Raw genomic sequence first — 14,071 nt, 5'->3', positions numbered from 1 at the left:
GGGCCAAGGCGCTTCCGTCGCACGGAAAGCTTTTCAGTGCAAACTTAGAAACTGCCGCCAACATGATGAAATCGTTGATCCGACAGCGCCTTCGCAGGATACTGTCGGCAGCTTCCCGGCGGACAAGACCCAATCGGGCGCCCCAAGGCGCCGCCGCCGGCCAATCCCACCCCTCGGGAGCGGCGACATGAGAGTACGCTCGATCTGTATTCTGTCGATCCTTGGCCTGTTCGGGCTGGTCTTGGCGGCCCAGGCATCGCATGCCCAGGGCATGACGCCCGGGCAGGCGGCGCCGCCGCTGCCGAGCCTGGACCTCACCAAGCCCGGCCCGCGACCTTCCGCCGTGACCCAGCAGGCTGCACGGCCGCCCGCCGCCGCGCCTGCGGTGCCGGTCGCGCCCAAGCCGATCACGACCAAGGCGCCGCCGGCCACCGCCAAGGCCGCGCCGGCCAGGACCACGCCCGGCACCGCCGTAAAGAAGACCACCAAGGTCGTGCCCAGGGCGGCAAAGGGCAAGCCGGCGAAAACGAAGCCGACCACCCAGACCGCGGCCCGGGATCGTTAAGGCAGGCTCCGGTCGGTCAAACTCAATTGTCATCCCGAGCGTAACGAGGGATCCAGGGTTCGCCTGGATCCCGCGCTACGCTCGGGAGGACAGGGTGATCCATCTTCGCGGGATCGGCCCTAGGCACCGTCCGCCGCCAGGCTGTTGCGGATGGCGGTCATCTTGCCGCGATGGCCGCTCCAGTGTGCGCCGGCCGACAGTCCGCCATCGACGCCGATCGCCTGCCCGTTGACGAAGCGCGCCTCGTCGCTGGCGAGGAAGACGATGATGTCGGCGATGTCCTCGACGCGCCCGACTCGCGGAATGGGATGCACCGCGGCGAAGGCGGCATCGACCTTCTGCGGTTCGGCCTCGATCGCCTGTGCGCCGATGCCGAGGCCCTCCAGCACCATCGGCGTGATGGTGTAGCCCGGGCACACCGCGTTGGCGCGGACGCCGAACTCGCCCAGCTCCAGCGCCAGGCCCTTGGTGAAATGCACCACCGCGCCCTTCGCTGTCGAATAGTCGTGCGGCGTGGCGCCGGCCACGAGCCCCGCGGCGCTGGCGAGGTTGACGATGCTGCCGCTGCGCCTGGGCTTCATCACCGCCGCTGCGTGCTTGGCACCGTAGACCACCGAGCGCAGCAGCACGTTCATGGCGCGGTCCCACGCCGCCATGTCGAGCTGCTCGATCGGCACCGCGCCCTGGCCGCGGATGCCGGCGTTGCTCAGCAGGATGTCGAGCGGGCCGAAGCGGCGTCCGGCCTCGGCCACGGCAGCGGCGATGTCCTCCTCGCGCGTGACGTCGGCGCGGCGATAGGCGGCGGCGCCACCCAGCGCCCTGGCCACTTCCTCGCCCTTGGCGTCCTGGATGTCGGTGAGCAGCACCCTGGCGCCCTCGGCGACGAAGCGCTCGGCGGTGCGCCGACCGATGCCGCTGGCGGCGCCGGTGATCATCGCGACCTTGCCGGCCAGTCTTCCGCTCATGCGCCGCTCCCGTTGTAACGCCTGACGTAGTCGCGCTTCAGCTCGCCCACGATGTCGGCCACCGTCTCGACCCGGTCGATCGAGCCGATGCCCTGGCCGGCACTGAAGATGCCCTTCCACGGCTTGGGCACGTTGCCCAGCAGGCCACGATAGCGATAGCCGTCTTCGCGCGGCTTGAGCGTCTTGGGGTCGAGGCCCGAAGCGATCAGGCTGGGCTTCAGCCAGCTCGCCGTGGCGCCGGTGAGGGCATTGCTGATGACCAGATCGTCGACGCCGGCCTCGACGATCATGCGCTTGTGCTCGGGCTCGGCCAGGCTCTCGGGCGTGGCGATGAAGCGCGTGCCCATATAGGCCAGATCGGCGCCCAGCACCTCGGCGGCGCGGATGCCCACGGCATCGCCGATCGCGCCGCCCAGCACGATCGCGCCATCCCACCAGCGCCGCACTTCGCGCACGAAGGCGAAGGGCGAGACCGCGCCGGTGTGACCGCCCGAGCCCGAGGCGACCAGCGCCAGCCCGTCGACGCCGCAATCGGCCGCCTTGCGCGCCAGCGCCGGACTGTTGGCGTCGGCGATCACCAGCCCGCCATAGGCGTGCACCGGCTCGACCACGCGCTTGGGACTGCCCAGCGCCGTGATCACGATCGGCACGCGATAGCGCACGATCAGCTCGAGGTCCTCGTCGAAGCGCGGGTTGCTGGTGTGCGTGTTGATGTTGGCTGACCACGGGGCGACGTACGCCGCCGGATCGCTGCGCTGCATCTCCTCGAGCCGCGTGACGATGTCGTCGAGCCAGGCGATCAGCTCGGCAGTCGTGCGCCGATTGAAAAGGGGAAACGAGCCGACGATGCCGGCGCGGCAGGCCGCCACGACGAGATCAGGACCGGAGATCAGGAACATCGGCGCGCAGATCACCGGCAGCGCCAGTTCCTTTTTGAGGTGCTCGACCGTGAGCTTCTCGGCGATCATGGAAACTCCAGCACGGCCTTGCCCACCACCTTGCGATCCAGCAGCAGCTGCATCGCCTCGGCGACGCGCTCCATCGGCAGAAGATGCGAGATGTGCGGGCGCATCACGCCCTGCGCGGCGAGCCTGGGCATCGTGACCTTGTAGTCCTCGGCATAGGCGGCATCGTAGCGCGCTGCCTCGCCCGCGCGCACGCCCAGCACGGTGAGGCACTTGATCAGGATGTGGTTGCTCATCAGCTTCGAAGGCCCGCCCGAGGTGAAGCCGATCACCGCCAGTCGCCCGCCGAACGCCGCGCAGCGCACCGACTTCTCCAGCACGTCGCCGCCCACCGGATCGTAGATGACGTCGGCGCCGCGGCCCCGGGTGATCTCCTTCACCGCGGCGACAAAATCGCTGGTCCTGTAGTTCACGACATGATCGGCGCCGCCATGGTTGCGCACGACCTCGAGCTTCGCATCGTCGCCACCCGTCGCGATTACCTTCGCACCCAGATGCTTGCCAAGTTGCACGGCGGCGAGCCCGACGCCGCCCGTGGCACCATGGACCAGCAGCGTCTCGCCCGCCTTCAGCGCCGCGCGATGCACCACGCCGTGATACGCCGTCTGCGCGCCGACGCGAAAGGCCGCGCCCTCGGCGAACGACCAGCCGTCCGGCACCTTCATCGCAATGCCACTTGCCGGCACCGCAACCTGCTCGGCGAAGGCACCCGGCCGCTTGCCGAAAATCACGCGGTCGCCGACGGACCAGCCCGACACACCATCGCCCAGCGCCAGAATCTCGCCGGCGGCTTCCATGCCGGGCGTGAACGGCAACGCCGGCTTGTGCTGATAGCCGCCAGCGACCATCAGCACGTCGGGAAAGTTCAACGCCGCCGCGCGCACACCAATCAGGACCTCGCCCCTGCCTGATGTCGGGGCCGGCAGGTCGACGATCTTGAGGACGGAGGGATCGCCCAGTTGCTCGCACAAGACCGCGCGCATGCGGAATCCAGGTGGTGATACGCCGCGCGGACGATAGCGGGCAGGCCGCGAGAGCGGAACCGGCCAATTCCGCCGGTCAAACGGGGCGATGCAGGTCAAATCAATGCTGTCATGCCGAGCGCAGCGAGGGATCTTGACGCTGACGAAAGATCCCTCGCTGCGCTCGCGATGACAGAGGGCATGTGTACCCTCCGAGCTCTAATCCAGCTCGAAGTCGTCCTTGTAGTCGATCTTCAGCGCAGGATCCTGCTCCTCCTTCAGGAGGATGCAGTTGCCGACCACCAGCACCTCGATCTCGCTGCCCATGAAGCAGCGGAAGGCGTCCTCAGGCGTGCAGACGATCGGCTCGCCGCGCACGTTGAAGCTGGTGTTGACGATCACCGAGCAGCCGGTCTTGGCGCGGAAGCGCGCGATCAGATCGTGATAGGCCGCGTTGGTCTCGCGATGCACGGTCTGGATGCGCGCGGAGTAGTCGACATGCGTGACGGCCGGGATATCGGAGCGCGGCACGTTGAGCTTGTCGATGCCGAACAGCGCCTGCTCTTCTGATGTCATCTCGCGTCGGCGCTCCGGGCGCACCGGTGCGACCATCAGCATGTAGGGGCTGTCGGCCTCGAACTCGAAGTACCGGCCGACGTCCTCGCGCAGCACCGCCGGGGCGAAGGGCCGGAACGACTCGCGGTACTTCACCTTGAGATTGAGCATCTTCTGCATCGAGGGCGAGCGCGCGTCGCCCAGGATCGAGCGGCCGCCCAGCGCGCGCGGGCCGAACTCCATGCGCCCGCGCATCCAGCCCACAGCCTTCTGGCCGGCCAGCGCCTCGGCCGTGGCTTCGATCAGCGCCTCGTAGCTGAGTTCGTGCACGACGGCGCCGGCCGCCCGCAGGCGCGACGCCGCATCCGCGTCGTAGCTCGGGCCGAGATAGGAGCCGGCCATGCCGTCGAGCGCGCCGTTGAGCCGGCGCGGCTGGCGGTGGAAGCCGTGATAGGCGGCGAAGGCCGCGCCGACCGCGCCGCCGGCGTCGCCCGCCGCCGGCTGCACCCAGACCTGGTCGAAGATGCCCTCGCGATGGATCTTGCCGTTGGCGACGCAGTTCAGCGCCACGCCGCCGGCGAGGCACAGGTTCTTCAGGCCCGTCTCCTTGCGCACCGAGCGCGCCAGCCGCAGCACGATCTCCTCGGTCACCGCCTGTACCGAGGCGGCGAGGTCCATCTCGCGCTGCGTCAGCAGCTTCTCCGGGGTGCGCGCCGGGCCACCGAATAGCGCATCGAACTTCGCGTTCGTCATGCGCAGGCCGGTGCAATAGTCGAAGTACGACTGATCGAGGCGGAAGGTGCCGTCCTCCTTCAGGTCGACCAGGTTGTCGAGGATGGTCTGCAGGAAGCGCGGCTCGCCATAGGGCGCGAGGCCCATCACCTTGTACTCGCCGGAGTTCACCTTGAAGCCGGTGTAGTAGGTGAAGGCCGAGTAGAGCAGGCCGATCGAGTGCGGGAAGTGCAGCTCGCGCAACATCTCCAGATCGTGGCCCTTGCCGTGCGCCAACGACGTCGTCGCCCATTCGCCGACGCCGTCCATGGTCAGCACGGCGGCCTCCTCGAAGGGCGAGGGGAAGAAGGCGGACGCCGCGTGGCTCTGGTGGTGCTCGCCGAACAGCAACTTGTTCTGCCAGTCGAAGTCGGGCGCGTGCTTCTTCAGCTCGTCGCGCAGCAGGGTCTTCTGGAACAGCTTCTCGCGCAGCCACAGCGGGATGGCCATGCTGAAGGAGCGGAATCCCCTGGGGGCGAAGGCGAGATAGGTCTCCAGCAGCCGCTCGAACTTCAGGAACGGCTTGTCGTAGAAGGCGACGTGGTCGATGTCGGCGAGCTTCAGGCCGGCGTGATCCAGGCAATAGGCGACGGCATGCTCGGGAAAGCGTGCGTCGTGCTTCTTGCGCGTGAAGCGCTCCTCCTGGGCCGCCGCCGCCAGGGTGCCGTCGACGACCAGCGCCGCGGCGCTGTCGTGGTAGAAGGCGGAGAGGCCCAGGATGCGCATCGGCTCTCAGAAGATCGTGTAGATGAAGGGCGCGATCGCGCTGCCCTTGGTCAGCACCAGCAGGCCGCCCAGCAGCACCATCATGATCAGGATCGGCAGCAGCCAGAACTTTTTGCGGACCTTCAGGAAGTCCCAGATCTCTTTCAAGAACCACATTTCAGCCAATCCCTTCAGAATTGCTTGCGCATCGTCTCGGGCGGCGGGCCCGGCGGCGTGCGCTCGATCCAGTAGCTCGAGGCGCCGCGGTCGAACTTCAGGCGCAAGAGATCCTTGCCGCGTGCCCGCATGATCAGGCCGATCGGCACCACCGAGAGGAAGAACAGCAGGCCGAGCACGACCGGCGCGACGATCCGGCCCAGCAGGAGGCCGAACTTCATCCAGGCTCGGTTGAGCGGCGCCAGCAGGCCGGCGGCGACGAAGGAGACGATCAGGAACGCCGCCGCGATGCCGGTTGCCCACGGCCACATCCAGCCGTGCCGCCACGCCGAGATGGCGGCGACGATGGCGAAGAAGCCGGTGAACACCAGCCCGAACGAGCGGTTCGAGCTGCCCTGGACCTCTTCCTCGCGCGTCAAATCCTCATGCAAGCCGTGGCGTGCCGCCATCCCGGTTCATCTCCCTCCGCTTGGGCGCTCGGCGCCATGATACATCAGCTCAGCCCGCATATCGCCGGGCGAGCAGCTTGGCCAGGAAGTCGTTGAGCGGCGGGGCCGGATGCCCGTCGCCGGGGATCAGCATCTGCGCCGGCGTCAGCCCGGCCTGCTTCAGCACCTCGGGCACCAGGATCAGCGTCCCGCCGGCCCGTTCGATGGCCGCCGCGACCCGGGGCCGGTACAGGCCACAGGCGTGATCTTCGGTCCAGTACAGAACCACGAGATCGACGCCATAGCGCCGCCCGACCTCCTCACGAATCTGTCGCAGCAGCGCCTCGAACAGGTTGATCTGGTACGGGCTGCGCAGGATCGGCCACAGCAGATTGGCGAGCTCGGACTCGCGCAAGGCGGCGCTGATGTGCAGCGCGCTCCTGCTGCGCCGCCGCTCGGCGTCGCCCTTGTTGCCGGTGTGGCGCGCTCTGCCGTCTTGCTGGACTTCGTATTGCGGCGCGTCGAGCCAGCCCTTCTTGTCGCCCGCGGCGCGCGCCAGGTGATCGTCGATGACCCACAGGAAGGCCGCGCGCACCCTGCCCTTGACCGCGCGGTCGACACGACCGGTCTGCAGCTGCAGCAGCACGTGATGCGGGCCGTAGCCGGGAACCCCCAGATTGGCGACGTGGAAGGCGCCCGCCGTCTCGGTCGCGAAACGTACCGGCAAGGTGTCGGCATCGCCGATGCCCTCGCCGAACATGAAGGAATCGCCCAGGAACAGCACCGTCTCGTCGGCGCCATCGCCGCCCGGCGTAACGCGCAGGCCGCGCGCATCGATGGTGTAGGTCGCCTCGTCGATGACGCGGCCCGCGCGCTCGCGCCAGGTGCGCACAGTCGCGGACGGCCGCGGCGTCCAGCCCAACCCGGAATCGGTGACATAGAGCGAACCGTCGAAGCGCCGCACCGCGGTCTCGGCGGGCGGGGCGGCCGTCAGGCCGAGGACCGCCTCGGCAGCCAGCAGCCCGAGCAACAGGGCACTGGCCACGGTCGCGGCGTTGCGGGCGGATTTGACGGGCGCGAGCACCGCCACCGCCACGCCGGCGGCCGCCGCCAGCGCGACGCCGGCGATCACCGACATCATCAGGCCGATCCCGGCCGCGATGGCGGCGGTCAAGCCGACGAGCAGGATCAGCCAGTGCAGCAGCGAGCGCATCACGGTTCGCCGGCCAGGCCGCCGTTAGGGTGCCATGCGCCGCGCCAGCGCATCGGCGATCGCCTGGTTGAGGCGCTGGTTGGGATGGCCATCCTCGGGGATCAGCGCGGTCTCCAGGGTGAGGCCGGCAGGAGGCATCAGATCGGGAATGAACAGCAACTGAGCGCCGGTCCGCTCGATCATCCAGGAGATGGTCGTCGGATAGAAGCGCGACGGGTCCTTGCTCCAGTAGATCACCGTGAGCTCGACGCCGTAACGCTCGCGCATCAGCTGGCGGATGCGCCCGACAATGGCCTCCGACAGCTTCAGCTGCGGGTAGACGCGCACGATGCGCCTGACATGCGGGGCGATGGTCGAACCTTTCACTGCTTCCGCGACGGCGCGCTCGACCGACCCGCGGCGGTCCCACACCTCGGCAGCGGTGCCGACCAGCCGCAGGCCGTCGGCGGTGCGCTCATACTGCGGCGCGACCCTCCACCACCACTCCTGGGCCTTGTCGCCGGCGGCACGCGGCAGCTGGTCGTCATTGAAATAGAGGACGGCACCGCGCACCTTGCCTCGGCCGGCGATGGCGCGGTCGACCACGCGCTCCTCGATCTGCCGCAGCACCTGGTGCGGTCCGTAGGCCGACACGCCGAGATTGATCACGTGGAAGCGGCGCCCGGAACTGACCGCGAAGAGCTGCGGCACCGTCGCGGTGTCGGGCAGGCCGTCGCCGAACATGAACGAATCGCCCATGAACAGCACTGTCTCGCCGTCTGGATTGCTATCGGGCGTCACGCGCTGGCCGCGCGCATCGATCGTGTACCGGGCGTCGTAGATGGTGTGGTTGCCGCGGGCGCGCACGGCGCGGATCACCGAGGACGGGCGCAGCTTCCAGCCCAGCGCCGGGTCGGGAACGAACAGGGATTCCGGCTCGAAGCGCGGGAGCAGGTTGGCAATCGGCGCAGCCGGTCCCGCATTGCCGTTGGCGGGAGGGTCAGGGGGCCGCTGGCTGTAGGCGACCACCCCTTCACCGATCAGCAGGCAAACGAAGACGGTGATGAATGTGACGGCGGTGTTGCGGACCGCCCGGGTGTTCAGGAAGACGGCCGCGACTACTGCGCCGACGGCAGCGAAGACCGCCGCCCACATCATCGAGCGCAACGCCAGGATACCGATCGCGATACCGGAGACGATCACCGCGGCGAGCAGGAACCAGTGCAGCGCCGCGCGCAACAGGGATTGCATGCCCCGTCACTATCCCGGCGACCGGGACGAGGCAAGCCGCGTAAGGCCGCGCTACCTGCTCTGTTTCTACTCGGCGGCCCGGGACGTGCCCGCCTCGGCCAGGGCATGACCCAGGATCGAGACCAGCATGCGACGCATCACCGACGCCGCGCCACGCGGCTCCAGGCCGTACTGCAGGCGAAGGTTGGCCCAGGTCTCCCAGTCCATCGCCGCGGTCAGCGCGTCGAGGGTCTCCTGGCGGACCGCGGGCGGCAGCCGGTCGAGCTCGGGCCGCAGCACCTGCTCGGAGCGGAAGCGGGCATACATGCGGCCGGCACGGGCGCGCTCGGCCAGCGAGGCGGAGCCCGACTGGTGGATCGCGGCCGAGCGCAACAGCGGCATCAAGGTCTCGCAGATCTCGGCGCGCTGCTCGAGCAGGGCGGCGACGCGATCGTCGAGCGAGGCCGATTCGGGAATCGCCCGGGCCAGCTTCAGGACATCGCGCACGACGCGGTCGGCGACGGCAATGAACAGCGCCTCTGTATCTGCGAAGTGCTGGAAAATCGAGCGAACGGAAACCCCGGCGCGATCGGCGATCACCGCCGTGCGCGGCTGGGCCTCGCCCTCGCGGATCAGGTCGAGGGCGGCGCCTACGATGCGCTCGCGGGTCCTTTCGGACCTGAGCGTACGTCCGTCGACCTTGGCGGCCTGCACCGGCTTGGGATCGGTTACGATGGGCCGATCAAGCCGGATGGTGGGGTCATCGACCATCCAATAATTGCTCATGTTACGCCTTAAATATAAATTTTAACTGCAATATCGGGCCACGTTATCCTTCGCCGCCGAGGCAAAGTGTTAAGTCATCATCAATCCAGCGTTATTTGTTGCTGACCATAGAACAGCAAGGACTAATCGACCCATAGTGGTTGCAGCCTGCTCAGGGGCCATTCCTTGACGTTGGCGCAAGGCGATCCAGCAATCCCAGTCCGCCACTGCCATCAGTTCGATGATTGTTTCGGCCCGCGCCGTGCTCGTCAGTGAAGTGAGTTCAGGATGGAAAATTGTTTCCAGATGATGCCTTAGCAGCGACCGGCGACGTTCGGCCCGCTCGAGCAGGGCAGCGGGCGGCGGGTTGAGCTGGCGGCTGGCGAGGACGGCGGGCATCACCCGCTCGTACACCGCCGCTTGCCGCTGGCTCAGTCGCTGCGCGCGCTCGTGAAGCGGGCCGCTGATGTCGATATCCTGCGGTACCTCGTCCAGATCATCGGCGATCGCGTCGACCACGGCCAGGAACAGCGTCTCGACATCCTGGTAGTGCTGGAATACCGAGCGCACCGAGACGTCAGAGCGCCGTGCGACATCGGCCACCTTGGGCAGGCGGGCCTGCTCCTCGACCAGCGCACGGGCACCAACAATGATCTTGCGACGGGTGCTCTCGGCCCTGAGGTTGCGGCCATCGATTCGCGGCGTGTCGGGCGTCTCGGGGGCGGCGTGAATCGACATGATCAGGAATATCTCCAAAACGGCTGCAAGGCCCGGAATCGCGGGATCCCGGGCTCAACTCTCCAGCGGCTGGCTGCCGTCTGCAGATCGGAAGGACGCGGTGCACCGTCCGTCGTGTCGCTCGCGCCACCTCGCACGCGGCGATACGCTACCCACCATAGCGCGTCTGGACGGCGGGATATCGACGATGCGCGCCATCTAGTCGGGCTTTGTGTTCGGATCAAGTCCTCTGGCCATTAGCATGCGTCACGTCAGTCATTCCTTGTGCGGAGATCAGTGAATGCCGGAAAAGATCGAGGCCGTGTTGTGGGATTTTGGTGGCGTGATTCTGAGCTCGCCATTCGACGCCTTCGCCGCGTACGAGCGCGAAGCCGGCCTTCCCGAAAATTTCATTCGTGGATTGAATGCCCGCAACCCCGACAGCAATGCCTGGGCACGAATGGAAAGAAGTGACATCAGCCGCGAGGAGTTCGTCGTCGCCTTCGAAGCCGAGGCGCAGGCTGCCGGACACCGGATCGATGGCCGACGCGTGCTGGCCTCGATCAGCGGCGAGATCCGCCCGGAGATGGTCGAGGCGCTCAGGCGGGTACGATCGCGTCACCGGGTCGCATGCATCACCAACAACATGAAGGCGGGCGATGGACCGGGCATGGCTGCTTCGGCCGAGCGGGCGCGTCAGGTATCTGAGATCATGGACCTGTTCGAGCATGTCGTGGAGTCGAGCCGGCTCGGCATGCGCAAACCCGACCCGCGCATCTACCGACATGCGTGCGACTTGTTGGGAGTCGAGCCCGAGGCCTGCGTCTATCTCGACGACCTCGGCATCAACCTGAAGCCGGCGCGGGCGATGGGCATGCGCACCATCAAGGTCGGCGATCCCGCACTCGCCATCGCCGAACTCGAAGCGATGGTTGGCTTTACGCTGCGGTGACGACCACCGTAGAGGTGGAAATACCGATTTCGACCAAGCCGTGGGATCATCACCGGAATAGGGGCGCGGCAAGGCAACGAAAGCCGTCCAGCCATGTGAAACCATAGCAAGGGCGCAGCCGCAGGGGCGCAATGCACGAAAGGAAGCGGGTCATGAGCTGGCAGCCGGAGATCGACGAACTGCGCCGCCGCGAGGCGATGGGACGGCGCATGGGCGGGCCCGACAAGATCAAGCGCCAGCACGACGGCGGCAAGCTGACGGTGCGCGAGCGCATCGACCGGCTGCTCGATCCCGGCAGCTTCCACGAGATCGGCGCGCTGGGCGGCAAGGCGCAATACGATGACAACGGCGACCTGCTGGATTTCCAGCCCTCGAACTTCGTCTGCGGCCGCGGCCGCATCGAGGGCCGGCCGGTGGCGGTGGGCGGCGACGACTTCACCGTGCGCGGCGGCGCCGCCGACGCGGCGATCCACGAGAAGCAGGTGATCGCCGAGCGGATGGCTGGCGAGCTCGGCATCCCCATCGTGCGTCTTGTCGACGGCACTGGCGGCGGCGGCTCGGTGAAGTCGTACGAGGATACCGGCCGCACCTACGTGCCGCGCAATCCCGGCTGGGAGGAGGTCTGCGACAACCTCTCGAAGGTGCCCGTGGTCGCGCTCGGCCTTGGTTCGGTCGCGGGCCTTGGCGCTGCGCGTCTGGTCACCAGCCACTACTCGCTGATGGTCAAGGGCATCTCGCAGATGTTCGCCGCCGGCCCGCCGGTCGTGGCGCGGCTGGGCGAGCCGGTGACCAAGGAGGAGCTGGGCGGCACCGACATCCATTGCCGCAACGGTTCGGTCGACGACGAGGTCGAGAGCGAGGAGGAGGCCTTCGCGCGCACCCGCAAGTTCCTGTCCTACCTGCCGTCCTCGATCGACGGCCTCGCCGCGCGCGGGCCGATCACCGACGATCCCAACCGCGCCGATCCGAAGCTGATCGACCTCGTGCCGCGCGACCGGCGCAAGGTCTACCAGATGCGCGCCATCATCCGGTCGTGCGTCGATCAGGACAGCTTCTTCGAGATCGGCAAGCTCTACGGCCGCTCGATGATCACCGGGCTGGCGCGCATCGATGGCTGGCCGGTCGCCGTGCTGGGCGGCGATCCGTATTTCTATGCCGCCGGCTGGACCGCCGATACCGCGCACAAGGTGACGCGCTTCGTCGATCTCGCCGAGACCTTTCACCTGCCCGTGGTGCATTTCGTCGACTGCCCGGGCTTCGTCATCGGCGTCGCCGCCGAGACCGCCGCCACCATCCGCCACGGCGCGCGCGCCATGACGGCGATCTACCAGGCCAAGGGGCCGTGGTGCTCGATCCTGATCCGCAAGGCCTTCGGCGTCGCGGGTGCTGCGCACCAGAACTGGGGCCACTACAATTTCCGCTACGCCTGGCCGTCGGGCGACTGGGGCTCGCTGCCGGTCGAGGGCGGCATCGAGGCCGCCTACCGCGCCGAGCTCGAGGCGGCGCCGGATCGCGCGGCGCACATGGCCGAGATCCTCGCCCGCCTCAATAAGGTGCGCTCGCCCTTCCGCACCGCCGAGGCCTTCGGCGTCGAGGAGATCATCGATCCGCGCGACACGCGCCGCCTGCTGTGCGACTTCGCCAACCTTGCCGCGCCGATGCGCCGGACCGGGCCGCGATCGTTCGGCTACCGACCGTGAGTGAGGGGCCTTCGAGGCGCCGCCCGGTCAAGCCGATCACGGTGAAGCGGCTGGAGAACATCGCGGCCGCCTATGTCGACCGCTACGCCAGCTCCGCCGGCCGGCTGCGCGACGTGCTGCAGCGCCGCGTGCGCAAGGCGCGTCATGCCGAGGCGCCGGTCGTGGACGGCGCCGAGGCGGTGATCGACGGCATCGTCGCGAAATACGTAAGGGCGGGTGTCCTGAACGACCGCCGGTTCGCCGAGCACAAGGCGGACTCGCTCAGCCGCCGCGGCACCTCGCAACGGCGCATCCGCGAGAAGCTGGCGCTGGCGCGCGTCGGGCGTGACGACGTCGATCGCGCGCTGGCGAGCCTGCGCGACGCGACTGACGGTGACGGCGAGTTCGCCGCCGCCGTGGCTCTGGCGCGGCGGCGAAGGCTCGGGCCCTTCGCCGATCCCGCGATCCGGCGCGAGCGGCGCGACAAGCACCTGGCGGCGATGGGCCGCGCCGGCTTCGCCTTGGGGCTTGCGCGCCGCGTCATCGACGCCAAGGATGAGGACGCGCTGCGGGAGTAAAGCGATGTCGATCGTGCGGATGGCTGCAATTGTGATGAGCCTCGCGATCGGGCTGGCGCCCGCTCTCGCGCAGTCGCCGCAGCAGAGCAGCAAGAAGGGCGGCGCGGTCGCCGAGACGGTGCGGCAATGGGGCCTGCTGGGCATCTGGTCGGTCGAATGCGGCCGGCCGCCCGGCGGCAACCACATCCATATCGGCTACGTGGAGTGGATGGGCGGCAAGGTCATGACCGAGCGCGACTACGGCGATCCGCGGCGCAACGACAGCAACGAGATCACCGACGCGACGATCAACCCGGATGGCTCGTTGACCCTGGTGGCCGACTTCCAGTCGCTCGGCGGTCAGATCCGCACCTTCGCCCTGATGCGCGACAGGCCGGACCGGCTGCGTGCGATCTGGAATCGCGGACCGGACGGCGCCTACTCCGTGAAGGACGGTCGCTTCACCGGCAACGGCAACGAGACGCCGTGGCAGTACAAGTGCCGCTGAAAGGGCGCGACATGGCAACGGGCAGGACGGTCGTCATCTGGCACAACCCGCGCTGCACCAAGTCGCGCGAGACGTTGGCGCTGCTGCGCGAGCGGGGCGTCAAGCCGGTGGTGCGCGAGTACCTGAAGGAACCGCCTTCGAAGCAGGAGGTCGAGACCCTGCTCGATCAGCTCGGTGTCGAGCCGCGCACGCTGGTGCGCGACGGCGAGGCGGCGTTCAAGGCGTCGGGCAGAAAGGCCGCGACGCTCACGCGCCAGGACGCGGTCGAGCTGATCGCCCGGCATCCCATCCTGCTGCAGCGGCCGGTGGTCGTGTCCGGCGGCAAGGCGGCGATCGGCCGGCCGCCCGAGGCGGCGTTGTCGATCCTGCCGAAATAGC

At 68.2% G+C, this 14,071-nt stretch carries 16 protein-coding genes; 6 read left to right on the top strand and 10 right to left on the bottom strand.

The window, feature by feature from the left end; all coding sequences use genetic code 11:
• Positions 1–187: 187 nt before the first annotated feature.
• On the top strand, positions 188–565 hold the full coding sequence (locus tag KF889_06735) for a hypothetical protein (protein ID MBX3499124.1): 378 nt from the start codon (positions 188–190) through the stop codon (positions 563–565).
• Between the two features lie 119 nt (positions 566–684).
• On the opposite strand, the gene KF889_06730 is transcribed toward KF889_06735, so the two are convergent.
• The 10 genes from KF889_06730 to KF889_06685 all read right to left on the bottom strand — a co-directional run bounded on the left by KF889_06730 (position 685) and on the right by KF889_06685 (position 10,018).
• A complete protein-coding gene (locus KF889_06730) occupies positions 685–1,530 on the bottom strand; it encodes a glucose 1-dehydrogenase (GenBank protein MBX3499123.1) in 846 nt (281 codons plus the stop codon).
• Positions 1,527–2,498 (bottom strand): nitronate monooxygenase, encoded by a 972-nt coding sequence (locus KF889_06725; GenBank protein ID MBX3499122.1) that lies wholly within the window; start codon positions 2,496–2,498, stop codon positions 1,527–1,529. Before KF889_06725 ends, KF889_06730 begins: the two co-directional genes overlap by 4 nt.
• Positions 2,495–3,478 (bottom strand): NADPH:quinone oxidoreductase family protein, encoded by a 984-nt coding sequence (locus KF889_06720; GenBank protein MBX3499121.1) that lies wholly within the window; start codon positions 3,476–3,478, stop codon positions 2,495–2,497. Before KF889_06720 ends, KF889_06725 begins: the two co-directional genes overlap by 4 nt.
• A 198-nt stretch (positions 3,479–3,676) precedes the next feature.
• Positions 3,677–5,509 (bottom strand): carbamoyltransferase, encoded by a 1,833-nt coding sequence (locus KF889_06715; protein ID MBX3499120.1) that lies wholly within the window; start codon positions 5,507–5,509, stop codon positions 3,677–3,679.
• A gap of 6 nt (positions 5,510–5,515) precedes the next feature.
• A complete protein-coding gene (locus KF889_06710) occupies positions 5,516–5,665 on the bottom strand; it encodes a hypothetical protein (protein MBX3499119.1) in 150 nt (49 codons plus the stop codon).
• 14 nt (positions 5,666–5,679) lie between these two features.
• Positions 5,680–6,114 carry a hypothetical protein gene (locus tag KF889_06705; GenBank protein MBX3499118.1) on the bottom strand — a complete coding sequence of 145 codons (435 nt, stop codon included), beginning with the start codon at positions 6,112–6,114 and terminating at the stop codon, positions 5,680–5,682.
• Positions 6,115–6,163: 49 nt separating this feature from the next.
• A complete protein-coding gene (locus tag KF889_06700; GenBank protein MBX3499117.1) occupies positions 6,164–7,306 on the bottom strand; it encodes a hypothetical protein in 1,143 nt (380 codons plus the stop codon).
• A gap of 24 nt (positions 7,307–7,330) precedes the next feature.
• Complete coding sequence (locus KF889_06695; protein ID MBX3499116.1) at positions 7,331–8,536, bottom strand: hypothetical protein; 1,206 nt, start codon at positions 8,534–8,536, stop codon at positions 7,331–7,333.
• Between the two features lie 66 nt (positions 8,537–8,602).
• Positions 8,603–9,301 (bottom strand): TetR/AcrR family transcriptional regulator, encoded by a 699-nt coding sequence (locus tag KF889_06690; GenBank protein ID MBX3499115.1) that lies wholly within the window; start codon positions 9,299–9,301, stop codon positions 8,603–8,605.
• A 69-nt stretch (positions 9,302–9,370) separates the two neighbouring features.
• Positions 9,371–10,018 carry a TetR/AcrR family transcriptional regulator gene (locus KF889_06685; GenBank protein MBX3499114.1) on the bottom strand — a complete coding sequence of 216 codons (648 nt, stop codon included), beginning with the start codon at positions 10,016–10,018 and terminating at the stop codon, positions 9,371–9,373.
• A gap of 280 nt (positions 10,019–10,298) precedes the next feature.
• Here KF889_06685 and KF889_06680 point away from each other — a divergent pair, with 280 nt between their 5' ends.
• From KF889_06680 to arsC, 5 genes are all read left to right on the top strand, one after another.
• Positions 10,299–10,949, top strand: a complete 651-nt coding sequence (locus KF889_06680) for an HAD-IA family hydrolase (protein ID MBX3499113.1) — start codon at positions 10,299–10,301, stop codon at positions 10,947–10,949.
• Between the two features lie 152 nt (positions 10,950–11,101).
• Positions 11,102–12,649, top strand: a complete 1,548-nt coding sequence (locus tag KF889_06675) for a methylmalonyl-CoA carboxyltransferase (GenBank protein ID MBX3499112.1) — start codon at positions 11,102–11,104, stop codon at positions 12,647–12,649.
• Positions 12,646–13,206, top strand: coding sequence for a RecX family transcriptional regulator (locus KF889_06670; GenBank protein ID MBX3499111.1), 561 nt, complete (start codon positions 12,646–12,648; stop codon positions 13,204–13,206). The genes KF889_06675 and KF889_06670 overlap by 4 nt, the downstream gene beginning before the upstream one ends.
• Before the next feature lie 34 nt (positions 13,207–13,240).
• Positions 13,241–13,693 (top strand): hypothetical protein, encoded by a 453-nt coding sequence (locus KF889_06665; GenBank protein ID MBX3499110.1) that lies wholly within the window; start codon positions 13,241–13,243, stop codon positions 13,691–13,693.
• 11 nt (positions 13,694–13,704) lie between these two features.
• Positions 13,705–14,070, top strand: coding sequence for an arsenate reductase (glutaredoxin) (gene arsC, locus KF889_06660; protein ID MBX3499109.1), 366 nt, complete (start codon positions 13,705–13,707; stop codon positions 14,068–14,070).
• Position 14,071 lies beyond the last annotated feature (1 nt).

It is taken from the genome of Alphaproteobacteria bacterium, from assembly GCA_019635875.1.
Taxonomy (GTDB): Bacteria; Pseudomonadota; Alphaproteobacteria; order Reyranellales; family Reyranellaceae; genus JAFAZJ01.
This window is presented reverse-complemented; position numbering and strand designations above follow the sequence as displayed.

Excerpts from the sequence above, each read along its gene's own strand:
- KF889_06735 (MBX3499124.1), top strand. The coding sequence starts at position 188 with ATGAGAGTACGCTCGATCTGTATTCTGTCGATCCTTGGCCTGTTCGGG.
- KF889_06730 (MBX3499123.1), bottom strand. The coding sequence starts at position 1,530 with ATGAGCGGAAGACTGGCCGGCAAGGTCGCGATGATCACCGGCGCCGCC.
- KF889_06725 (MBX3499122.1), bottom strand. The coding sequence starts at position 2,498 with ATGATCGCCGAGAAGCTCACGGTCGAGCACCTCAAAAAGGAACTGGCG.
- KF889_06720 (MBX3499121.1), bottom strand. The coding sequence starts at position 3,478 with ATGCGCGCGGTCTTGTGCGAGCAACTGGGCGATCCCTCCGTCCTCAAG.
- KF889_06715 (MBX3499120.1), bottom strand. The coding sequence starts at position 5,509 with ATGCGCATCCTGGGCCTCTCCGCCTTCTACCACGACAGCGCCGCGGCG.
- KF889_06710 (MBX3499119.1), bottom strand. The coding sequence starts at position 5,665 with ATGTGGTTCTTGAAAGAGATCTGGGACTTCCTGAAGGTCCGCAAAAAG.
- KF889_06705 (MBX3499118.1), bottom strand. The coding sequence starts at position 6,114 with ATGGCGGCACGCCACGGCTTGCATGAGGATTTGACGCGCGAGGAAGAG.
- KF889_06700 (MBX3499117.1), bottom strand. The coding sequence starts at position 7,306 with ATGCGCTCGCTGCTGCACTGGCTGATCCTGCTCGTCGGCTTGACCGCC.
- KF889_06695 (MBX3499116.1), bottom strand. The coding sequence starts at position 8,536 with ATGCAATCCCTGTTGCGCGCGGCGCTGCACTGGTTCCTGCTCGCCGCG.
- KF889_06690 (MBX3499115.1), bottom strand. The coding sequence starts at position 9,301 with ATGAGCAATTATTGGATGGTCGATGACCCCACCATCCGGCTTGATCGG.
- KF889_06685 (MBX3499114.1), bottom strand. The coding sequence starts at position 10,018 with ATGTCGATTCACGCCGCCCCCGAGACGCCCGACACGCCGCGAATCGAT.
- KF889_06680 (MBX3499113.1), top strand. The coding sequence starts at position 10,299 with ATGCCGGAAAAGATCGAGGCCGTGTTGTGGGATTTTGGTGGCGTGATT.
- KF889_06675 (MBX3499112.1), top strand. The coding sequence starts at position 11,102 with ATGAGCTGGCAGCCGGAGATCGACGAACTGCGCCGCCGCGAGGCGATG.
- KF889_06665 (MBX3499110.1), top strand. The coding sequence starts at position 13,241 with ATGAGCCTCGCGATCGGGCTGGCGCCCGCTCTCGCGCAGTCGCCGCAG.
- arsC (MBX3499109.1), top strand. The coding sequence starts at position 13,705 with ATGGCAACGGGCAGGACGGTCGTCATCTGGCACAACCCGCGCTGCACC.